General features: G+C 69.6%; 22 protein-coding genes and 1 pseudogene. 12 read left to right on the forward strand and 11 right to left on the reverse strand.

The features are described from left to right. Positions 1-131 precede the first annotated feature (131 nt). From ACFYZE_RS31150 to ACFYZE_RS31170, 5 genes and pseudogenes are all read right to left on the reverse strand, one after another. Entirely contained in the window at positions 132-323 is a 192-nt protein-coding gene (locus ACFYZE_RS31150) for a mobile element transfer protein (RefSeq protein ID WP_389001379.1), read from the reverse strand. Positions 324-344: 21 nt separating this feature from the next. After that, on the reverse strand, positions 345-1,019 hold the full coding sequence (locus ACFYZE_RS31155; RefSeq protein ID WP_389001382.1) for a DUF2637 domain-containing protein: 675 nt from the start codon (positions 1,017-1,019) through the stop codon (positions 345-347). Then, on the reverse strand, positions 1,019-1,225 hold the full coding sequence (locus ACFYZE_RS31160) for a hypothetical protein (RefSeq protein ID WP_389001385.1): 207 nt from the start codon (positions 1,223-1,225) through the stop codon (positions 1,019-1,021). Before ACFYZE_RS31160 ends, ACFYZE_RS31155 begins: the two co-directional genes overlap by 1 nt. 83 nt (positions 1,226-1,308) lie before the next feature. Continuing rightward, a pseudogene (locus ACFYZE_RS31165) lies at positions 1,309-1,725 on the reverse strand (plasmid transfer protein); the annotation flags it as partial. A 569-nt stretch (positions 1,726-2,294) separates the two neighbouring features. Continuing rightward, the gene (locus ACFYZE_RS31170; RefSeq protein WP_389001388.1) at positions 2,295-2,840 is read right to left on the reverse strand and encodes a YcxB family protein; all 546 of its coding nucleotides are present in this window, start codon (positions 2,838-2,840) and stop codon (positions 2,295-2,297) included. A 635-nt stretch (positions 2,841-3,475) separates the two neighbouring features. Here ACFYZE_RS31170 and ACFYZE_RS31175 point away from each other — a divergent pair. Continuing rightward, positions 3,476-3,844, forward strand: a complete 369-nt coding sequence (locus ACFYZE_RS31175) for a hypothetical protein (protein WP_389001391.1) — start codon at positions 3,476-3,478, stop codon at positions 3,842-3,844. Between the two features lie 538 nt (positions 3,845-4,382). On the opposite strand, the gene ACFYZE_RS31180 is transcribed toward ACFYZE_RS31175, so the two are convergent. Beyond that, positions 4,383-4,754: a hypothetical protein gene (locus ACFYZE_RS31180; protein WP_389001394.1), complete on the reverse strand. Its 372-nt coding sequence runs from the start codon at positions 4,752-4,754 to the stop codon at positions 4,383-4,385. Positions 4,755-4,782: 28 nt separating this feature from the next. Between ACFYZE_RS31180 and ACFYZE_RS31185 the strand changes: the two genes are divergently transcribed. The 3 genes from ACFYZE_RS31185 (at position 4,783) to ACFYZE_RS31195 (ending at position 8,158) form a co-directional block, all read left to right on the forward strand. Then, positions 4,783-5,163, forward strand: a complete 381-nt coding sequence (locus ACFYZE_RS31185; RefSeq protein ID WP_389001397.1) for a hypothetical protein — start codon at positions 4,783-4,785, stop codon at positions 5,161-5,163. Between the two features lie 1,401 nt (positions 5,164-6,564). Then, entirely contained in the window at positions 6,565-7,809 is a 1,245-nt protein-coding gene (locus ACFYZE_RS31190) for an IS256 family transposase (protein WP_389001400.1), read from the forward strand. Positions 7,810-7,828: 19 nt separating this feature from the next. Then, positions 7,829-8,158, forward strand: coding sequence for a hypothetical protein (locus ACFYZE_RS31195; protein ID WP_389001403.1), 330 nt, complete (start codon positions 7,829-7,831; stop codon positions 8,156-8,158). A 225-nt stretch (positions 8,159-8,383) separates the two neighbouring features. Here the strand turns inward: ACFYZE_RS31195 and ACFYZE_RS31200 are convergent, their stop codons facing one another. Further along, on the reverse strand, positions 8,384-9,247 hold the full coding sequence (locus ACFYZE_RS31200) for a hypothetical protein (protein ID WP_389001406.1): 864 nt from the start codon (positions 9,245-9,247) through the stop codon (positions 8,384-8,386). A gap of 572 nt (positions 9,248-9,819) precedes the next feature. Then, positions 9,820-11,475, reverse strand: coding sequence for an FAD-dependent oxidoreductase (locus ACFYZE_RS31205; RefSeq protein WP_389001641.1), 1,656 nt, complete (start codon positions 11,473-11,475; stop codon positions 9,820-9,822). A 236-nt stretch (positions 11,476-11,711) separates the two neighbouring features. Between ACFYZE_RS31205 and ACFYZE_RS31210 the strand changes: the two genes are divergently transcribed. From ACFYZE_RS31210 to ACFYZE_RS31240, 7 genes are all read left to right on the forward strand, one after another. After that, the gene (locus ACFYZE_RS31210) at positions 11,712-12,866 is read left to right on the forward strand and encodes a SchA/CurD-like domain-containing protein (RefSeq protein WP_389001409.1); all 1,155 of its coding nucleotides are present in this window, start codon (positions 11,712-11,714) and stop codon (positions 12,864-12,866) included. A 64-nt stretch (positions 12,867-12,930) separates the two neighbouring features. Then, entirely contained in the window at positions 12,931-13,392 is a 462-nt protein-coding gene (locus ACFYZE_RS31215) for a cupin domain-containing protein (protein ID WP_389001412.1), read from the forward strand. Next, positions 13,389-14,657: a beta-ketoacyl-[acyl-carrier-protein] synthase family protein gene (locus ACFYZE_RS31220; protein WP_389001414.1), complete on the forward strand. Its 1,269-nt coding sequence runs from the start codon at positions 13,389-13,391 to the stop codon at positions 14,655-14,657. The genes ACFYZE_RS31215 and ACFYZE_RS31220 overlap by 4 nt, the downstream gene beginning before the upstream one ends. Further along, on the forward strand, positions 14,654-15,898 hold the full coding sequence (locus tag ACFYZE_RS31225; protein ID WP_389001417.1) for a ketosynthase chain-length factor: 1,245 nt from the start codon (positions 14,654-14,656) through the stop codon (positions 15,896-15,898). Before ACFYZE_RS31220 ends, ACFYZE_RS31225 begins: the two co-directional genes overlap by 4 nt. 70 nt (positions 15,899-15,968) lie before the next feature. Continuing rightward, positions 15,969-16,226, forward strand: coding sequence for an acyl carrier protein (locus ACFYZE_RS31230; RefSeq protein ID WP_389001420.1), 258 nt, complete (start codon positions 15,969-15,971; stop codon positions 16,224-16,226). A 1-nt stretch (position 16,227) separates the two neighbouring features. Next, positions 16,228-16,707 (forward strand): SRPBCC family protein, encoded by a 480-nt coding sequence (locus tag ACFYZE_RS31235; protein ID WP_389001422.1) that lies wholly within the window; start codon positions 16,228-16,230, stop codon positions 16,705-16,707. 20 nt (positions 16,708-16,727) lie between these two features. Then, the gene (locus ACFYZE_RS31240) at positions 16,728-17,060 is read left to right on the forward strand and encodes a TcmI family type II polyketide cyclase (RefSeq protein ID WP_389001425.1); all 333 of its coding nucleotides are present in this window, start codon (positions 16,728-16,730) and stop codon (positions 17,058-17,060) included. Between the two features lie 192 nt (positions 17,061-17,252). On the opposite strand, the gene ACFYZE_RS31245 is transcribed toward ACFYZE_RS31240, so the two are convergent. From ACFYZE_RS31245 to ACFYZE_RS31255, 3 genes are all read right to left on the reverse strand, one after another. Continuing rightward, the gene (locus tag ACFYZE_RS31245) at positions 17,253-18,281 is read right to left on the reverse strand and encodes a methyltransferase (RefSeq protein ID WP_389001428.1); all 1,029 of its coding nucleotides are present in this window, start codon (positions 18,279-18,281) and stop codon (positions 17,253-17,255) included. 32 nt (positions 18,282-18,313) lie between these two features. Continuing rightward, positions 18,314-19,378: a nitrous oxide reductase family maturation protein NosD gene (locus ACFYZE_RS31250; RefSeq protein WP_389001431.1), complete on the reverse strand. Its 1,065-nt coding sequence runs from the start codon at positions 19,376-19,378 to the stop codon at positions 18,314-18,316. Positions 19,379-19,467: 89 nt separating this feature from the next. Then, a complete protein-coding gene (locus ACFYZE_RS31255; protein WP_389001434.1) occupies positions 19,468-20,358 on the reverse strand; it encodes an aminoglycoside phosphotransferase family protein in 891 nt (296 codons plus the stop codon). Between the two features lie 52 nt (positions 20,359-20,410). Between ACFYZE_RS31255 and ACFYZE_RS31260 the strand changes: the two genes are divergently transcribed. Continuing rightward, positions 20,411-21,034, forward strand: a complete 624-nt coding sequence (locus ACFYZE_RS31260; protein WP_389001436.1) for a rhomboid-like protein — start codon at positions 20,411-20,413, stop codon at positions 21,032-21,034.

Below are 21,034 nucleotides of genomic sequence, written 5' to 3' on the forward strand. Positions count from 1 at the left end.
GACGCTGTCGGCGAGGAGGAAGCCGCCGAGCAGGAGCACGGCGATGAGCCACCAGGGCGGGCGGATGAGCTTGACGCCGAGCCATCCGACGACGATCAGGGCGAGCCAGAGCGGAACCTGCACGGGGCCTCCTAACGGACGCGGCAGCGGTGGGTGCGGGCGGCGAGCTGCGCGGCGGACTGGCTGGAGTAGTCGGCGGACCAGCCGCAGCGGTCCGCGGTGCACACGGCGGCGTACTTGGTCCGGCCGTTGCGGTCGCGGTAGGTGCCGATCTGCACCGGGCCGATGCTCATGACGGAGTGGAAGTGGTCGCGGGCAGGCATCGCGGTGGTTCTCCTTTCGGCTCAGGCGAGTTGGGTGGCGATGGCGTCGGCCAGCTGGGGCGGGACGCCGAGGCGGGCGCGAAGGGTGTCGGTGTCGATCCGGGCTCCGGTGCGTGCTTCGTGGTCGGCGGCGACCTTCCGGGCGTGCTCGACCAGGGCGGCCGGGACCGGTACGGCCGGTGCGGCGGGCGGAGGCGGAGCGGCAGCGGGAAGCGCGGAAGCCTCATCGGTCTCTGCCTCTGGGGACGTGTCCGTTTCCGCTTCCGAGGTCGGTGCGTCAGGGACCGGTTCCGGCTCGGCGGCGGGTGCCGGCGGAACCAGCTCCCGATCGGTGGCCGCTGAGTGGGCGAGGAGGGTGCCGCCGAGGAAGGCCAGCGCAGGCCATCCGGCGACGCCGAGGCGGAGCAAGGCGGGCGGGTTGCCGAGGTCGAGGAATCCGGCGGTGGCGACGTTGGCGCCGAGGGAGGCGAACAGGGCGATCAGGAACCAGCACCAGGCCAGCCGGGACGGGCCGTCCGAGCGGAGCCGTCGCCAGGCGGCGACTAGGAGCAGGTCGACGCTGATCGGGTAGGCCCAGGCCTTCCACCCGCTCTGTCCGGCAGCGGCGGCCAGGTCGTGCAGGTGGGCGAAGGACAAAGCCCCGGCGATGACGGCCTGGACCAGGACAGCGTCGACGCGGAGAGCGGGGCGAGCCATCAGGAGTCCTCGCCGGGGTAGGCGGGGCCGTCGTTGGGGTCGTAGCCGGGCGGGAAGATGCCGGGCGGCGGCTCGGGCAGCGAGGCGGCCAGCGACGGGCCGATGGCCTCGATGAAGCCCTGGTCGGCGTCCACCGTGTGGGCGTAGTGGCCGAGTTGGAGGAGCAGCAGGACCGTGCGGGCGAAGTCCTCGCGGTGGGGGCACATGGCGGGGCTCTCCCTTCGTCAGGCATGGCGGGGGTAGGGACCTGGCGCGAAGCGGTCGCGCCGACCATGGAGCGGGGAGAGAGTCAGGCCGTGGCGGGGGCTGTCTTGGACAGCGGCACAGGGGCCGAGGGCAGCGCGGCAGCCGCGGGCTTGTAGGCCGCCAGCGCAGGCAGGTCGGGCGTGCGGTCGGCGTACTTGTTGCAGATGTTCACGGCCTGCCGCAGCGAGGTGTGCGGGGCGCGGATGCGGTGCCAGCCACCGCTGGAGTCACCCGCGATGGCCACCCCGCGCATCTCGGCGGGAATCTGGATCGCGGCCAGGACGGCGTCCGGCGAGATGTCACCGAAGGCCATGTTGGCGGAGGTCTCGTCGTTGACGCGGTGGGCGGTCCGGCCGGTGAGCTGCGCGCGGAGCATGGTGATGCCCTTACCGAGTTCGGAGCCGAAGCGCTGCCCGCAGATCTCCAGGTAGATGCCGGCCGCGCGGCCGAGCTGGGCAAGATGGAACGGTAGCCGAGTCGAGCTGTGAGCCGACAGGCCATGAGCCGACGATTACCGATCATGGTGCGGTAAGACTTTCCCTACGTTCATCAAGCCCCGGCTCCGCTCCGCTCCGCCGGGCGCGCTCCCGGCTCCGCTGCGCGCTGCGCTCCTGCCTTCGGCCCGCTCCGCGCACGCTGCACCGACGCGCGCCCACACATGGATAGGGCCAGAGGCCATGAGGCGATCACCGCATAGCGCGGCCAGCGGTCAAGGCAATGCCTCCGGCGGGGGATCGGCCGGCACCGGGGGGAGAGGGGCGCCGTTTCCGCCCGTGGGTCCGTAGTGGCGTGCGCGGGTGCTCCCATCCCGTACGCCATCGACCCAGGCAGAGCCGAGCAGACGCGGCCCATGGCGTCCAGGTCGTTCGTACAGTGGCGCGCTCCACCTGGACGCCATGAACCACGCCCGCTCCACGGTGTGTGGGTCGACGGCGTACGGGATGGGAGCTGGGGTAGGTCGTGGTGACGGTGGATGACGTGGCGGTTGCTGCGCCCATCGGCCAAAGGAGTTGGCGAGTACCAAGGTCTTCAGATGCGCCGAAGGTGCTGCGCGAACAATGCGCGTGCCCTGTCCAGGTCTTCGGAGGAAGCGGCACCGCGCTTGGGCAGCACGAGGAAGTAGCCCAGACTTCCGGTGAGGACGAACAGCTCGGGCGTCTCGAACCACCAGGGGTAGGAGCTCCACTCGATGCGGTCGCTCTTGCCGTCCGTACCGGTGGTGGTCAGCCCGTCCTCGGCGACCGTGGTGCGGCAGATCCCGCGAGCCGCGTGAGTCTCGTACTGGTCCCGCATCCGGAACCGGCGGAACGCCTGACGCACTACGAACAGGACGATGACACCGCACACGCCCGCTATGACGACAACGGTCTCATCGAGATGCCACCTCACGGCGCGCACGAAAATTGCTGCGGCCGCGAACGCGCCAGGCAGCAACAGGGAACCGGTGAGTCCGGGTCGGGTATGGAGACTGAAACGCCGCAGCGCCCGGTCATAGTCCGCAGCCGCCGGGGTGTACTCGAACCGGGCGACACCGGGGGCGGCGACTTCGGCACGCCCCGCATGATCCATGCTCATGACAGCGGAGAGTACGGCACACCCACACCGCCAACTGGACGACCCCGCCCCTTGGCGTCCTCAGGGTCCTCGGAGCGACCGGGATGACCGTCGCTGACCGGTTCTGGCTAGAGCTACGGATCGGAACTTCTGGTGACCCGGCATGTCAAGGGAACCACTGATGCCTGACACCAACGTTTGACACCAACAGCGACGAACGAAGCCGGATCAGGGCGGATCTCAGTGGCTAGAGCACCGGTACACCTCAGGGAGTCCTCAGGGTGAAAGCGTCCCTGTGATCGACCTGATAAGGATGAGGCCTGACCTCAAAGCCTGTGACCGATGCGGGGCGCCCTCCTCAGTCGATGGACGGCGCCCCGTCGGCTTCACTCGACCTGTGAGGCTCCGGCACCCCTCAGGTCTCAGGATTCGCCTCGCTCATGCTCGACCTGCCAAGCGTCTCGGGCGAGCCTGAGCACGAATGACCCCGCACAGTACTGGCCGTGGAGGTAGATGGACACCCCAACGCCCGTCCACCGCACCGCTTGGCCGTCGTCACTGAACGGCTTCGCACAGAGAAAGCAGAGCTCATCCTCTGACGGGAACAGCTTCAAAGGGCCCTTGTCGAAAAATCATCCTTGACCAAGGAGTTCATTGTGAAGGCTCGTACAGTCGCTGTTTCCCTCGTCTCCGCCGCCCTCGTCGTGGGCGGCGCGACGGCCGCCGTCGCCGCCCCGGCCAAGGCGCCGAACCCGAAGGCGTCCATCACTCTCTCCGCGAGCACCACCCACGCCAAGCCGGGCCAGAGCATCACCTTCACCGGCCGGACCGCCGGTCTGAAGGAGGGCAGCACGGTCACGCTCCAGGTGAAGGATGGCGCCAAGTGGGTGTCGCTGCCGGCGACCACCACCGTCAAGAGGAGCGCATACAAGCTCGCCGACGAGTTCAAGCACAAGGGCACGGAGGTCCTGCGCGCCGTGGACGGCAAGACCGCGTCCGAGGCCGTGACCGTCACCGTCCGCTGACGACGCACCGCCGGTACCCTCCCGCCCGCGCGCCGGGAAAAACCTCCGGTGGCCGTTTCTGAGCGGCCGTTTGTGACAGCGGCCGTAAGCGGCTTATCGCAAGTGCGCGATGCACGTGGGTCCGGTGGTGCAGCGTTCGCGGACGAACGCGCTGGTGGGGGAGGCGGTGTCCTGCATGGTGGTGACCGCTTCACGGCTGCGCGCGGGTTCCCTGATCTGGCCCGTGCGCTCCACCCCTGCTCCTGAAGCTTTCAGCAGCATCCTGAGACGCGTGGGCCCACCGGGGCCCACGCCTCGCACCAGGTGGCTGCCTGTTTCCGAACCACCAGTAGATGAGGACACCCAAGGCTGTGGTGCTGGCCTGCTCCAAGTGCAGGCCCGACACGGCGTGTGCCGTGGGGGTATGACGCCGAAGTCTCGGTGACTGTTGACCTTCCACGTTGACAGGACTCCTTCAGGTCAACCACAGCGGCCTCATATGCATGGCCGACAGGCTCTGAGCAGTTGCCCCAGCAATGAGGAGAGCCGTTATGAACGACTATGACGTGACAGGCCACTCGTCGCCCGAGTCGGCCGCTGCGAGAACACCCGTCCACGCACCTATGTCCAGCGCACGGCGATTGCTGCGGAAGAAGGGCGGATGGATGGTGACCGCCGGGCTGACGTGCGCCCTGGCTGGACTCACCGTGGGCTGCACGTCCGACGCGGCGGCTTCCTCGTCGTCTCTTTCGACCCCGGCCACGTCCTCACCGACCGCAGCGCCCACGAGGCCCGCAGGCTCCGGCGGCGGGGCTCGGTCCGGGCCGGCCACCGGGGGTGCGACCGGCATCGTCGACACCACGTCCACGTCGGGCTTCACCATGTCGACGGCAACGGGCGTGGCGGTGACCGTTGACGAGACGTCCTCCACGAAAACCCTCGGAGCTTCGGCCAAAGCCGTGAAGAAGGGCGCAAGCGTCCTCGTCCTGGGGACGGTGGACAGCGCGACCATCACGGCGGCGCAGGTCATCGTGCAACGCGGGGGCGACGGCGGAGCCGCGGCCGCCAAGGCGGCAGGAGTGATCCCCTTCCAGCAAGGGACGCCGTCACCGTCGAAGTCGGTCGGCCAAATCCCGGACTACACCGAGGGAGAAGGGACTATCGTCAGCGGAACGACGGCGTACAAGGCGGTGAAGGCCGCGCAGGCCATCGTCCCTGGAGGCATCAACGACCGTGTGGTGCAGCTGAGCGACGGCGAGTACGAGGTCCACAACATCAGCGTCAACTGGCCGCACCACGTCTTCGTCAGCAAGAACTTCAAGGTCCTCGGCTACGAGTAGCCGCCGCGACGGGGCGCCGGTGCCCATGGCCAGCTCGGGTTGCCTCTGGAGGCGGGTCGCCAGGGGCAACCCGGCCTTAGTCCCACCATGACGAGGGGCTGCAAGAGCTGGGTGCTGTGGCCAACCTCTGGCCAAAACGCCATATGCGCGCGACCTGGGGATGGCGAACCCCCTGGTCAGCGGACTTTCGGGTAGCCCTTGCTCGGCGGTCTTGAAAAGTGTCGTGGCAGCGATGTCACCGTGGGTTCAAATCCCACCGCCTCCGCTCACTGAACAGTGAGAACGGCCCCTGACCTGGGTGTTTGGTCGGGGGCCGTTCTCGTTCCTGTTCTCCGTGACCTACTGCTGTTCCCCGTCGTTCCCCATCACATCGGGCACGGATGGGGCACGATCGGGAGAGGGAGAAGGCGCGAGATGTTGGTCAAGCCGGGCAGCGATTCCCTGTCCCATAAGTCAGAGAAAATCGGAAACCCTCGGGTCCTTGCCGTGCGATGGACCCGACTATACAGACATGACCTGGGAACTTACGGTTCCACTGTCTGCCGAATCCCCGGATTAATAGCGCAGTCACAGGAAAGGTGCCATATACAAGCACTCTGAACTGCGATTATGGGAAAGGCCTGTGGAAATAACCGGCCCACGGCATGTAGGGCCCGGCCCCCTGTGAGTGCGGCGCACCGACGCCCAGGGCTGATGCGTTCTCAGTTGGTGAGATGATCAGTGGCTCCGGAGAGATCCGGAGCCACTGGCGTGCCGCCCAGTCGGCCGGCACCGGTCGTGGCCTCACTTCTGGTCTCATTCGCATGCGTACCGCCCCGTCCGGATGAGTACCAGGGCAAGTCGAGTTCCAAGGCGACGGCCGCACATGCACGCAGGTGAATGACTCCGCACGGCCGCCCGACCGGCACAAGCACACTTGGAGAGCGTGCACCCCGGGTCCGGGGTACCGTGCTGGTCGTGTCAGCCGAACGAGCCGACGTCAGACGGAGCCGCAGTTGAGGCATACGGTCCAAGCCCTCGCGGCGGACATGAGTGTCTAACTGCGTGACAACGCTGACGCACAGCGGCGAACAACCACGGACGTCTGCGGACCGTCGCAGCAGGTGGGAGACATACCAGCACGAGGTCAAGCGCTCAACAAGGTTCGTTCGGGACGAAGAGGTCGTGGCAGCTTGGAGCGGCGGCGGAGCTCTCACTGCGCAATGTCAGAGCCCGATGAGAGGGTGACCGCCATGCAGACGCCGATGGCGTCCCGTGAAGTGGTGTAGCCGGGCAATGTCCCGGAACGCGCGGGTGTCTGCTCGGGGCGTGCATCCGCTGGCGGTGCATGCTCCCTGAACAAGGGCAGGCCATCGCGCAAGTCTCTCTGGTGAACGGGCAGTTCGACCGGAGGAGCACGCGATGGCCTTGTCCCAGTCTGAGCTGATGCGGCTGCTTGAGTCACTACGTCGGGCCGATGGAGTTGAAGCAATCAGGGTGGTGTGCGAGCGCATCCTGCAGGAGCTGATCGAAGCCGAGGCCACCGAGGTGATCGGTGCCGCGCCGCGCGAGCACTCCGAGACGCGCACGACCTGGCGCAATGGACACCGGGACAGGGTGCTGACCACGCAGGCCGGCGACCTGGACTTGAAGATCCCGAAGGTGCGGAGCGGGTCATTCTTCCCGTCGCTGCTGGAACGTCGGCGGCGGATCGACCGGGCATTGTTCGCCGTGGTGATGGAGGCATACGTACATGGTGTCTCGACCCGCTCGGTCGACGACCTGGTCAAGGCACTCGGTGCGGACAGCGGGATCTCCAAGTCCGAGGTCTCCCGCATCTGCGGTGAGCTGGACGAAGAACTGACCGCGTTCAAGGAGCGGCCGCTGGAGCACACCGTCTTCCCCTACGTCTTCCTGGACGCCACCTACTGCAAGGCACGGGTCAACCACCGGATCGTCTCCCAGGCCGTGGTCATCGCCACCGGGATCTCCGCCACCGGGCACCGCGAGATCCTCGGGCTGATGGTCGGCGACAGTGAGTCGAAGCCGTTCTGGACGAAGTTCCTGCGCTCGCTGCGGGCCCGCGGCTTGGAGAACGTCCAGCTGGTCATCTCCGACAGCCACAGCGGTCTGGTGGCCGCGATCCGCACCGTTTTCCTCGGCGCGGCCTGGCAAAGGTGCCGGGTTCACTTCGTCCGGGACGTGTTCTCGGTGATCGAGAGGGGCTCCGGGGAGATGGTCGCCGCGACCATCCGCACGATCTTCGCGCAGACCACCGGTGAGCAGGTGCGCACCCAGCTGCACGTGGTCGCAGACATGCTCGGACGGCAGTTCCCGCAGGTCAAGACGATGCTGCTGGACGCCGCAACGGACATTACCGCGTTCGCCGACTTCCCGCCGGCGCACTGGAAGAAGATCTGGTCGACCAACCCGCTGGAGCGGCTGAACCGGGAGATCAAACGGCGGGCCGACGTCGTCCAGGTCTTTCCCAACCCCGCGGCCCTGGACCGGCTCGCCGCCGCGGTGCTGGCCGAACTCCACGACGAGTGGCAGGTCTTCGACCGCCGCTACTTCTCCGAAGCCTCCATGGCCGAGCTCTTCACCACCAAGCCGACCGAACCCGAACCCGAGATCACCCCACAACCGGAACCGAAACAGCTGCCGTGACTACACCACCCCGCGGGACATGACCCAGACGCCCATTGCCCCGGACAACGGGGACGAGGAGCACGCCGTAATCGCCCACTTCCGGCTCGCCGCCGAGGGTTTCGGCGACGTCGACCAGCGAAGGCAGGTCTACGAGGCTGAGCAGGTGATGGCGGCGGCGGCCGAGGAGGCCGGTGTCGGCGAGGTCGACGGCAACGAGTTCGGAGGAGGCAAAGCCGTGCTTTACGCCTACGGGCCTGATGCAGACGCTCTCTTCAGGGTCATGGAGCCGACTCTCCGCAGTCTGCCATTCCGGCCGGCACACGCCGTTCTCAGGCGGGGGGACATCGAGTCCCGTATTGACCTGTAGGGCTCCGGCAGTCAACTGGCGAACCGGCGACGACCCGGCGTAAAGTCCGGGCCGTCTCTGGGCCGTGCGAGGCCATCCGACGCCGACCGACAACGACAGAAGCCCACGGCACCTGAGCTGGTCAGAGCCGTGGGCTTCCTCAGCCTCGCTGGTCAGCGAGACCCTTGATCGGTAGACCGGCATGTGAGCGCCCTTCCGGGCCGTCCTCGGGCCGTGGAAGGGCGCTCAATGGTGACCAACGTCGGCCATCAGGTCGTTCTCAACGGCGGGAGCCAGCCGGACGAGCCAGCGCTGTGTCTCGACCGGTTCGAGAATCCGGTCGAGGCGGAGGGCTGGCATCATGTGCTCGAACACTCGACCCACGCCCAGGGCGTAGTTGCCGTTCGGCGGGTGCAGCACGAGAACGCGGGTGCCGTCGAGGGGTCCTATGTCCGCAGGCACACCCTCCGGGCTGATGTAGGCCCCTTGGCCGTCGAAGAGGCGGAAGCAGCGGATCGCCGGGTCGTCGGGGCCGAGGTGGGGGTCGCCGTTGGTGGCCGCCTCGACCCAGGACCGCGCGGGACGATCCCCAGCGACCAGGCCTTGTCCGGGATCCCCAACGAGGCGATCCGCCAAGAGGATGTGCAACTGACCGTTGTCCCCGACGCCACTCATCGTGAGGGCGTATCCCCGGTGTGTGCGAGGGTCGATGACGACCAGCGGCTCGTCGTCAAGGACGGCGGCCAGCGCGCCGACCCAAGCAGCTCGCTGGGACCGGTGGGCGACCGCTGCGGCGTGTTCACGCAACGCGGCTTTGACGTCGCCGGCGACGGCCGCGCGGAAACCTGCGTCCGCCATCACGGTGATCAGCGCTTTGAGCCAGTGCTCCATGTCGAACCAGGACATGGCGATCCGGGTCATGGTGTTCTTGTCGACGCCCCGGCGCCACCGGGCCAGTCCTGTCAGCGTCCGCACCAGTTGGTGGGTGCTGGCGCTCACCGGTTCGGGCAGCGATCGGCCGCGTGCTGCTTTGTCCCAGAGTTCCGGCACCGCCTCGTTGAGCATCATGGCTTCCGAGGCGCGCCGCGGCAGCACGTCGACGAGAGCCATGGGGGACGCACCCCACTCGACGCAGGCGCCCGCCAGAACCGCCGTCATGGCGAAGTCCCCACTCAGACCCGGCAGCAATGGCGCGAGAGCTTCTACTGCGGCCGTCAGGCTCTCGGGGCCTCCCGCCCGAGCAGTATCCGCAAGCCGCTTCATCGCGGTTCGGTAGGCGGGAGCGGAGCCGGACTCCATCTGTGTGACGAGTTCATCGACCAGGCGCTGTATCTCCGAGGGCACGAGGGGACGTTAGCAGCGGTGATCGTCCGTCCAGAGCCTTCACCTTGACCAGCCGAGTGGCAGACAAGGTGAAGCCGGGCAGACCTCCGCGGTGACATCCATGGCTGACATCAACGAGGGCAGCCGCCAACAGCCTCCGACGGCCACGCACGACAGGCACAGTCAGGTGTACAGCCACCTCACCTAAGGCCCGATCGAACTTGTAAAGCGAAGGTCGTCGGTTCGAATCCGACAGGGGGCTCCACACCTGCGAAGGCCACCCGCACCGTGCGGGCGGCCTTCGTCGTACTCCGGCGCCGTGCAGGGCAGGTGCCCCACTCCTCGCCCCTCCTGGCGTCTCAGCCCCTTCGGAGCACCCCCGCCAGTACTTCCCGCAGCGTCGCCACCGGATCCGGCACGGCCCCCGGTGTCCGCCAGGCCACGAACCCGTCCGGTCGTACCAGGGCCGCTCCGTCCGTCGTCGTGCCGTATGCCTGTGCCCAGTCTCCGGGCCCGGTTCCCTCCCCCTCGTCATACGTCAGGTCGGCATCCGGTCCCGTGCCGATGCGGTACGTCTCGAGGCGTACGCCGTCCGTCACCGCGATGCGGCGGGCCGCGTCGTGCCACCCCGCCGTGGAGCGGGCGTCGCTGAGCAGCACCATGGCGCGTTCGTACAGGTCGAGCGTGGACAGCCGGGCGCTGGAGCGGCGCAGCCACAGGTGCGGGGCCCGGCTGCCCGGCTCCCCGGTCAGCCGCACCGCGTCGGGCACGACCGGTTGCGCCGGGTCGGCCCCGGCGACGGCGCCCTCGGGGTAGCGGTAGCCGAGGACGACGTTGAGGATGCCGCTTCTCGGGCCGTCGCCGCGCATTCCGGGCGCGGGGGAGAAGCCCGGGTGGCTGTGCTCCACGGAGCGCGCCGAGGCGCGGGCGCTGGTGGCGAGGGCCACCGGCCGGCGCTCGGTGTCGTAGGTGTCCAGCAGGCCGGGCCCGGCCCAGCCGCCGAGGACGGCGGCGAGTTTCCAGGCGAGGTTGTGGGCGTCCTGGATGCCGGTGTTGGAGCCGAACGCCCCGGTCGGGGACATCTCGTGGGCGGAGTCCCCGGCGAGGAAGACGCGGCCGGCCGCGTACCGGTCGGCGACGCGTTCTGCGGCGCGCCAGGACGCCTTGCCGGTGACCTCCACGTCGAGGTCGGGCACGCCGACGGCGCGGCGGATGTGCCGCTGGAGCCGGTCCTCGGTGAACTCCTCGAGGGTTTCGCCGCGTTCGGGGTGCCAGGGCGCGTGGAAGACCCACTGTTCCTTGTTGTCGACGGGCAGCAGGGCGCCGTCGGCCTCGGGGTCGGTGAGGTAGCAGCAGATGAAGCGGCGGTCGCCGACCACGTCGGCGAGCAGCTTGGAGCGGAAGGTGACGCTGACGTTGGCGAAGAGGTCGCCGGGTCCGCTCTGGCCGATGCCGAGCCGGCGCCGCACGGGGCTGCGTGGGCCGTCCGCCGCGACGAGGTAGTCGGCGCGGACGGTGTACCGCTCGTCGGTGGCCCGGTCGCGGACGACGGCCGTCACCCCTTCGGGGTCCTGTTCGAAGGACTCCATCTCGTGGGAGTACCTCAGGTCGCCGCCGAGTTCCCGGGCGCTGTCGAGCAGGACGGGTTCCAGGTCGTTCTGGCTGCACAGGCACCAGGCGGTGGGGCTGAACCGGGCGAGTCCGCCACCCGGGTCGATGTGCCGGAACAGCCATTCGCCGGCGTCGCCGACGAGCGTCGGGGTCTGCAGGATGCCGTGGTTGCCCGCGAGGAGCGAGGCCGCGTTCTTGATGTCCGGTTCGATGCCGGCCACCCGGAAGAGTTCCATCGTCCGCACGTTGTTGCCACGTCCGCGCGGGTGGATCGAGGTTCCCGCGTGCCGCTCGACGAGGGTGTGCCGCACGCCGTGACGGCCCAGGAACAGGGACATGGACAGGCCCACCAGGGAGCCGCCGACGATGAGGACCGGAACCCGGTGGTCGGCTTCTTGCTGCATCGGTGCCTCCAGGGGCAGGGGTGCGGGTTTGGGGCGCGTTGTGGATTCCATGCCCTCTCCGGGCGGCTTCGCGTGCGTCGGCGCGGCCAATCACCCGCGTGATCACCCGCGTGATCACCCACGTGGTTCATACGAGTCGCGCACCACCGGCGGCCGGAACACGATCGAGGAACGCTGACGTCGTGTCACCCGCGGCCGATGTCGGCTTCTGCCCCGCCGAAGGAGAAGAGCGCAGCATGACCACAATGTCTGAACGTGTTTCAGAACCGGTGACGCGACAGGTGTCGAAACGGGTCTCGCAGTCGGTGTTCGACGGCTCCCCGCTCCGGGTCGTCCTGTTGGTGGACGTCTACGACGGAGCCCAGCAGCAGTTCCTGGAGGCGTACGAGCAGCTGTGCAACGAGGTCGCGTCCGTTCCCGGGCACGTCAGCGACCAGCTCTGCCAGTCGATCGAGAATCCCTCGCAGTGGCTCATCACGAGCGAGTGGGAGAGCGCCCCGCCGTTCCTCGCCTGGGTGAACAGCGAGGAGCACGTGCGGATGGTGCAGCCGCTGCACAGCTGTGTCAGGGACACCCGGTCGCTGCGTTTCCACATCGTCCGGGAGACCGGTGGCGAGCCGTCCGCCAGGTCCGCGAACCGGCGGCTGCAGGCGTCCCCGCGGATCGGTGACGGAGTGATCCGCCACGCGCTCACCTTCACGGTCAAGCCGGGCAGCGAGCAGACCGTGGCGAAGATCCTCTCGGACTACGCCTCGCCTCAGGCCCGGGTCGACGACACCACCCGGCTGTGCCGGACCTCGCTGTTCATGCACGGCAACCGGGTGGTGCGGGCCATCGAGGTGCGCGGCGACCTGCTCGCGGCGCTGCGGCACGTCTCCCGGCAGCCGGAGGTGCGGGCGGTGGAGGAGGCCATCAACCCCTATCTGGAGCAGGACCGGGACCTCGACGACCCGGAGTCCGCCCGGGTCTTCTTCACCCGTGCGGCGCTGCCCGCGGTCCACCATGTGACGTCGGATCAGGAGTGCCCGGAGGCGAAGCGGCTGGCGCTGTACTACCCCGCCCGCCCGGGTTGCGGGATGAGGCTGGCCCGGCTGCTCGCGGAGCAGGACGAGGCGCGGGCGGACGACCCGCGCAGCCCGGTCTGCGGCAGCACGATCTTCCAGCGCGACGAGATCGTCGTACGGCTGATCGATGTCCGCGGTGGTGCCGACGCCGACCCGGTGCTGACCCTCGGCCTGGCCGACCCCGGGCAGGCGGCCGAGCTGACCACCCTCCTCGACGGCGCCGCCGTCGGCGCGGACGGTTCTGCGCTCAAGGGCGGCGACCTGGCGCGCTTCCTGACGCTCGCCCGTATGGACCTCATCACCGACCGCCGCTCGGCCGAGGCCTGACCGGCACCACAGGGCCGTGGTGGCCCCGCCCCCTGTCGACGCAGCACACCATCGGAGGAACGACGTGACCAAACCCCGTCCCAGAATCGTGGAGCTCGGCGAGATCGAGCCCAACACCAGACGCGGCGGCGATCTGCGCGCCATGCTCACCCCGGCCACGGTCGGCTCCACCAGCGGTTTCATGGGTGTTGCCATCGTGCAGCCGGGGGATCGGATCGGCGAGCACTACCACCCCTACTCCGAGGAGTTCGTCTACGTCCTCAGCGGCCGGCTCGAGGTGGACCTGGACGGCGATCCGCAGGCGTTGCGGCCCGAGCAGGGTCTGATGATCCCCGCCTACATGCGGCACCGCTTCCGCAACGTGGGTGACGAGGAGGCGCGTCTCGTCTTCCATCTGGGCCCCCTCGCCCCGACCCCGCAGCTCGGCCACGTCGACACCGAGGAGACGGAAGCCGTCGCGGTCGCCGCGGAAGGAGCCGGGGCGGGCGGTGCCCGGCCGGCCGACCGAGGTCAGGTCCGTTCATGACCCGGCGCGTGGCGGTCACCGGCATAGGCGTCGTGGCACCGGGCGGCATCGGCGTCCCGGCGTTCTGGGATCTGCTCGCCAACGGCCGTACCGCGACGCGGGGCATCACCTTCTTCGACCCGACCGGCCTGCGCTCGCGGATCGCCGCCGAGTGCGACTTCGACCCGGTGGCGTGCGGGCTGGGGCCGGAGCAGATCGAGCGTGCCGACCGGTACATCCAGTTCGCCCTGGTCGCCGGTGAGGAGGCGGTACGGGACGCCGGCCTCGACCTGGCCCGGGAGAACCCCTGGCGGGTCGGGGTGTCCCTGGGGACCGCGGTGGGCGGAACCACCCGGCTGGAGCACGACTACGTCCTGGTCAGCCATCGCGGGCAGCGCTGGGACGTGGATCACCGGGAGGCGGGTCCGCACCTGCACCGGGCGTTCTCGCCGAGCACGCTGGCCTCGATGGTGGCGGAACGTTTCGGCGCCTCTGGTCCGGTGCAGACCGTCTCCACGGGCTGCACCTCGGGGCTCGACGCGGTGGGGTACGCCTTCCACACCGTGGAGGAGGGCCGGGCCGACGTCTGCATCGCGGGCGCCTCCGACTCGCCGATCTCCCCGATCACCATGGCCTGCTTCGACGCGATCAAGGCCACGTCCCCGAACAACGACGACCCCGCGCACGCCTCACGGCCCTTCGACAACAACCGTGACGGGTTCGTCATGGGCGAGGGCGGCGCGGTGCTCGTCCTGGAGGAGCTGGAACACGCCCGGGCCCGCGGCGCGCGGGTGTACTGCGAGCTCAGCGGCTACGCCACCTTCGGCAACGCCTACCACATGACCGGACTGACCAGCGAGGGCCTGGAGATGGCCCGCGCCATCGAGACGGCGCTCGACCACGCCCGCCTCGACGGCTCGGCCATCGACTACGTCAACGCGCACGGCTCCGGCACCCGGCAGAACGACCGCCATGAGACCGCCGCCGTGAAGCGGGCCCTGGGCCACCACGCCTACGACACGCCCATGAGCTCCATCAAGTCCATGGTGGGGCACTCCCTCGGGGCGATCGGCGCGATCGAGGTCGTGGCCTGCGTACTGGCCCTGGACCGTCAGGCCGTACCGCCGACCGCGAACTACGAGACCCCCGACCCGGAGTGCGACCTGGACTACGTCCCGCGCGTGGCCCGGGAGCGGAAGCTGAACAGCGTGCTCTCCGTGGGCAGCGGGTTCGGCGGCTTCCAGTCCGCGGTGATCCTGACCCGGCAGAGGGAGAGGACACGATGAGCGCACCCCATGTGAGGCGCGCCGGCGTCACCGGAATCGGCGTCGTCGCGCCCAACGGAACGAGTACCGACACCTTCTGGAAGTCCACCCGGGAGGGCATCAGCGTCCTGGACCGGGTCACCCGCGAGGGGTGCGAGCACCTGCCGCTGAAGGTGGCCGGCGAGGTTCGCGCCTTCGACCCGGCGGCGGTGGTCGAGGAGCGCTTCCTCGTGCAGACCGACCGGTTCACGCACTTCGCGATGGCCGCGGCCGACCTGGCTCTGGCCGACGCCCGGATCGGCCGCGCCGACGAGCACGGTTCGCCGTTCTCCCTCGGCGTGGTCACCGCGGCCGGATCCGGCGGCGGTGAGTTCGGGCAGCGGGAGCTGCAGCAGCTGTGGGGAAAGGGCAGCCGCTTCGTGGGTCCCTACCAGTCCATCGCCTGGTTCTACGCGGCCAGCACCGGTCAGATCTCCATCCGCCGCGGGTTCAAGGGCCCCTGCTCGGTCGTCGCCGCCGACGAGGCCGGCGGGCTCGACGCCCTCGCGCACGCCGCGCGGGCCGTGCACCGGGGCACCGATGTGATCGTGGCCGGCTCGACCGAGGCGCCGCTCGCGCCGTACTCGGTGGTCTGCCAGCTCGGCTACGAGGAACTGAGCACCGTCACCGACCCGGAGCGTGCCTACCGCCCCTTCACCTCGGGGGCCTGCGGGTTCGTGCCCGCGGAGGGCGGCGCCATGCTCGTCGTGGAGGACGAGACCTCGGCCCGCGAGCGGGGCGTACGGGTGCGGGCCGTGCTGGCGGGGCACGCGGCGACGTTCACCGGCGCCTCCCAGTGGGAGCGGTCCCGGGAAGGGCTCGTGCAGGCGATCCGCGGCGCTCTGGAGGAGGCCGAGTGCGCCCCGGAGGAGATCGACGTGGTGTTCGCCGACGCCCTCGGCGTACCGGAGGCGGACCGTGCCGAGGCGCTGGCGATCGCCGACGCGCTGGGCGCGCACGGCAGGCGCGTACCCGTGACGGCGCCCAAGACGGGCATAGGCCGCGGCTACTGCGCGGCGCCCGTGCTGGACGTCGCCTCGGCGGTGCTCTCGATGGAGCACGGCCTGATCCCGCCCACCCCGAACGTCCTCGACGTCTGTCACGACCTCGACCTGGTGACCGGCCGGGCCCGCGCCGCCGAGCCGCGCACGGCGCTGGTCCTCAGCCGGGGCCTCATGGGGTCGAACACGGCGCTCGTGCTGCGGCACGGAGCGGCCGAGTGAGCCGGGAGCGAACGACCGGAACAGCGGCGCCTCGCAGCGAGGCCGCCCTGGAGCAAAGGAGACCCACCGTATGAACGACCGCATCACCCTGGAAGAACTGTCCGAGCTGATGAAGAAGGCCGCCGGAGTCACCGTCGCCCCGCAGGATCTGCAGCAACGGTGCGACTCCGGCTTCGACGCCCTCGGCATCGACTCGCTCGGCCTGCTCGGCATCGTCGGCGAACTGGAGAACCGGCACGGCACCCCCATGCCGCCCGACGCGGAGCGCTGCAGGACGCCCCGGCAGTTCCTCGACCTCGTCAACAGCACCCTTATGGCAGGAGCCTGACATGGCCGGACACACCGAGAACGCCATCACCATCGCCGCGCCGGTGGATCTGGTCTGGGACATGACCAACGACCTGGAGAACTGGCCGAACCTGTTCAGCGAGTACGCGTCCGTGGACGTGCTCTCCCGCGAGGGGAACAGGACGACCTTCCGGCTGACGATGCACCCCGACCAGAACGGCACGGTGTGGAGCTGGGTCTCGGAGCGGGAGACGGACCGTCCCACGCTCACCGTCAAGGCCCGCCGTGTCGAGCCGGGGCCCTTCGCGTACATGAACATCCGGTGGCAGTACGAGGAGGTCCCCGAGGGCACCCGGATGGTGTGGACGCAGGACTTCGCGATGAAGCCCGACGCCCCGGTCGACGACGCGTGGATGACGGACAACATCAACCGGAACTCCAAGGTGCAGATGGCCCTGATCCGGGACCGCATCGAGAAGGCCGCCGCCGAGTCACGGCCCGCGCCCGCGCTGGCCGACTGAACCGGACGGAGGACACGCTCATGAACCAGGCCCTGATCGTCGCCCGTATGGCCCCCGGATCGGCCCCGGACATCGCCAAGGTGTTCGAGGAATCCGACCGGGGAGAACTGCCGCATCTCGTCGGGGTCACCCGGCGCACGCTGTGGCAGTTCGGCGACGTCTACATGCACCTGATCGAGGCCGAGCAGGAGCCCGGCCCGGCCATCGCCAAGGTGGCCCAGCACCCGGCCTTCCGGGACGTCAGCGAGCGGCTGACGGCGTACGTCAGCGCCTACGACCCGGCCACCTGGCGGTCCCCGAAGGACGCGATGGCGCAGTGTTTCTACCGCTGGGAGCTGGACTCCGCTCGCTGAACCACCGCCGACGCCACCGTCCGAACCACCCGAACGGCCACCGGTCGCCGGGCCCGCGTGCACCGCGGACCCGGCGACCGGTGGCCTGTGGGGGCGGCCCCCGCGGGCCGGTGGCGGTCGTCGTTCAGTGGAGGACGCCGTTCATCGGGAGACGCCGTTCACCGCGAGACGTCGTTCACCGAGGGACGCCGTTCACCGGGGAACGCTGCAGTCGAACGCGTGCAGGTAGGGGTTGACCGGGCGGATGTCGTCGATGATCAGGCCCGCGGCGGTGATCCGGTCCACCATGCTCTTCGTGGTGTGCTTGGCCCCGCCCACGTTGAGGAGCAGCAGCAGGTCCATGGCGGTGGAGAACCGCATCGAGGGCGTGTCGTCCACGAGGTTCTCGATGACCACGACCCGCGCCCCGGGGCCGCCCGCCGTGACGACGTTGTGCAGGCACCGGGCGGTCGAGTCGTCGTCCCACTCGAGGATGTTCTTGATGATGTAGACGTCGGCCTTGACCGGGATGGCCTCCCGGCAGTCGCCGGGCATGATGCGCACGCGGTCGGCGAGGGCGCCGCCCTCCCGCAGCCGCGGGTCGGCGTTCCGCACCACGGGGGGCAGGTCCAGCAGCGTTCCGTGCATCGACGGGTACTTCTCCAGGAGGCTCGCCACCACATGCCCCTGGCCGCCGCCGATGTCGGCGACCGAGGAGCTCCCCGACAGGTCGAGGAGCTCGGCGACGTCCCGCGCGGACTGCCGGCTGGAAGTCGTCATGGCCCGGTTGAAGACGTCGGCCGACTCGGGGGCGTCCTCGTTGAGGTAGGTGAAGAACTCCTTGCCGTACAGGTCCTCGACGACGTTCCGGCCGGTGCGCACCGCCTCGTCCAGCTTCGGCCACGCGTCCCATGTCCACGGTTCGGTGCACCACAGGGTGATGTAGCGCAGGCTGTTCGGGTCGTCCTCGCGCAGCAGCCGGGACATGTCGGTGTGCGCGAACGTCCCGTCCTCCTGCTCGTCGAAGACGCCGTAGCAGGTCAGGGCCCGCAGCAGCCGCCGCAGCGGGCCGGGTTCGGTCTTCACCGCGGCCGCGAGGTCCTCCACGGCCATGGGGCCGTCCCCGAGCGCGTCGGCGACGCCCAGCCGGGCGGCGGCGCGGAGGGCGGCGGCGCACGCCGCCCCGAACGCGAGTTCCCGCAGGCGCATGGAGGGCGGTGGGGCAGGGCTTACGGTCGTCATGTGCTGCCTTTCCTCTCTGGGGTGCCGTGGCGTCAGCACAGTCCAGCGGGCTTGGAGGCGCCGCAGGTGTTGCCCTGGAAGGTGTTGCCCTTGCCGGCTTCGCCGTTGACGAGGTCTGCCGGGGCATTGCGCCGCACCGTGTTACCGGTGATCTGGTTGCGTTCGTTCGACGCGCCCACCATGCTCCTGAAGAGCACGATGCCGCCGGAGAGCGGGGACCTGCCCATGTGGTCCGTGATCGTGTTCCGGGTCACCAGGGTGCTCTCGGCCCCGGTCAGGACGATCCCGGAGCCCTGCAGGGCGGGCAGCCGGGCCGTCTTGGGGCAGGACTTGTTGTTCTGACGGATGACGTTGTCGCTCACGGTCAAAGCACCGGCCCGCGGCCTGTTCTCGTCCCCGACGACGAAGACCCCCGCGCAGTTGGCGGTGAGGTCGTTGCTCATGACGGTGAGGTCCCTCAGGCGGCGGACCGTCAGACCGATCCGGTTGCCCTGGAGACGGTTGCGCGCGATCACCGCGCCCTTGGTGTCCATGGCCCCGCCCTCGGAGGCGACCGTGTTGGCGAGGAACAGGCCCGCGTCGCCGTTGTCGCGGGCGGTGTTGTCCAGGAACACGCCCCGGGTGGAGCGTTCCTGCGCGATGCCCCACACCTTGTTCTTCTCGGCGGTCACGTGCCGGACGGTGAGCCGGTCGGTCCACGTCGACCACAGGCCGCTCCTGGCGAAGCCGGTCAGGGCTAGGGAGGTGATGGTGGTGTCCGTGACGGGGTGCCCCTTCTTCCCCTCCACGCAGATCCCGTTGCCGGCCTTCGCGCAGGCGTTCGAGGCGGCTCCGTCGGCCGGTGCGATGACGGTGTGCCGGCCCATGCCGCGCAGGGTCAGACCGGAGGTGGTCACCCGAACGCTCTCCCGGTAGGTGCCGGCGGCGAGGAGGATCGTGTCTCCCGGTTTGGCGGCGTCCACCGCCTTCTGGATCGAGTCACCCGGACGTACCGTGCGGGTGCCGGGTGCTGCGGGGAGGGGGTCGGCGGTGGCGCCGCACCCCGACGCGACGAGCGCTGCGGCACACGCGAGGAAGGCGAGATGGCGTTTCGTCATATTCGGTACGCTATGACCGGATAAGCCGGTGAATGCCGGATCGGCCATACGGGGGCGTGTCTCGGCCCGCCCTGTTCTCGCGCGGAGGTTCAGCCGCGCAGCGTGCGGGCGATCTCCAACTGGAGGGTCTCCAGCGGCCTGCCGTCCTTGATGTCCCACAGGCTGTTCTGCAGCACCCGGCCCAGCGTCCAGGCCCGCGCCCGCTCCCGGTCCAGGCCCAGCGCGGCCGTCAGGGCCTCGAAGCGCCACCGGGTCTCCGCGGGCTCGTAGCGGTTGCGGATCGCGGGGAGCAGGTCGAAGCCGGGGTCGCCGGCGAGCGGCTTGGGGTCGATGGCCAGCCAGGGGGCGCGGTCGGCGGCCAGGACGTTGTCGTAGTGCAGATCCCAGTGCAGCAGGCGGTCGCCCGGCTCGGACACGACCTCACGCAGGGCGGCCGCGCAGTCCGCGACCAGGCGACGGTCCGCCGGGTCCGGTATCCGCTCCAGCACCCTGGGCGCCTGCTCCAGCATCGCCCGCGCGATGTCGCCGAGCCGGCGGAGCCCCTCCGGGGCCGGGACGGCGGTCAGGCGGGCCAGCAGCCCGGCGACGACGAGGACCGCCTCGCGTGTGTCCGGCACTTGGGTGAGCGTGCGCGAGGCGTCCAGGCGCTCCAGCAGCAGGGTGCCCGTGGCGGCGTCGTACTCCAGCAGACGCACGGCCCCCTCCCCGTCCCACGCCCGCAGGGCCAGGGGCTCGCCCACGGTCTCCTCGTCCAGGAACTGGAGCTTGAGCACGGCCGGCGTCGCTTCCGCCCGCAACACCGGAAGCACCAGCGCGCACACCCCGCACATCGCGGGCCCGTCCACCCGCAGTCCCCACCGCCCGAGGAACTCCTCCGCCCGCCGGGGCAGCTCCGCGACGAACGCGCGTCCCGCCTCCCGGTTGAATTTCTCCTGAGAAGCGACCAGCTCGCCAGGCACCTCGATCACCTTCCCGACCATACTGGCCTGTGTGGACGGGGTCAGGCGGTTTCGGCGCGGCCTCGGGGCAGCGGTGGCCTACATACGCAGCGCCCCGGGGACGTACGTGTGGCTGCTGGTCCTGTTCTTCACCACCATCGCGCTGCACCACATGTCGCCGCACTTCGAGGAGCGCTTCCTGCGGCATCGGTCCACCAACATCCACCAGCTGTCCCAGGACCCGCTGCGCGTGTTCATCACCTCCGCGATGTGGATCGACGGCGGGCACTGGCTGCCGTACGCCGCGCTCTACACGGTCTTCCACGCGCAGGCGGAGCGCTGGCTGGGCACCGCCCGCTGGCTGACCGTGTGCGCCGCCGCACACGTGCTCGCCACGCTCGTCAGCGAGGGCGCGCTGCTGCAGGCGATAAAGGACGGGATGGCCCCGCACTCGGCGGTCAACACGCTCGACTTCGGGGTCAGTTACGCGCTGGCCGGGGTGGTCGGCGTGCTCACCTACCGGCTCGCGCCGCCCTGGAGCTACGCGTATCTGACCGTCGTCCTCCTGGTGTACGCCCTCCCCCTGACCGCGACCCCCACCTTCACGGATTTCGGGCATTTCATCTCGGTGCTGATCGGTCTGGCCTGCTATCCGCTGACCCGCGGCTGCGGAAAACCATGGAATCCGAAGGAGACACTGGTCGCTCTCAGGAGTTAA

It is taken from the genome of Streptomyces sp. NPDC001796, from assembly GCF_042892355.1.
In the GTDB taxonomy this organism is placed as follows: domain Bacteria; phylum Actinomycetota; class Actinomycetes; order Streptomycetales; family Streptomycetaceae; genus Streptomyces.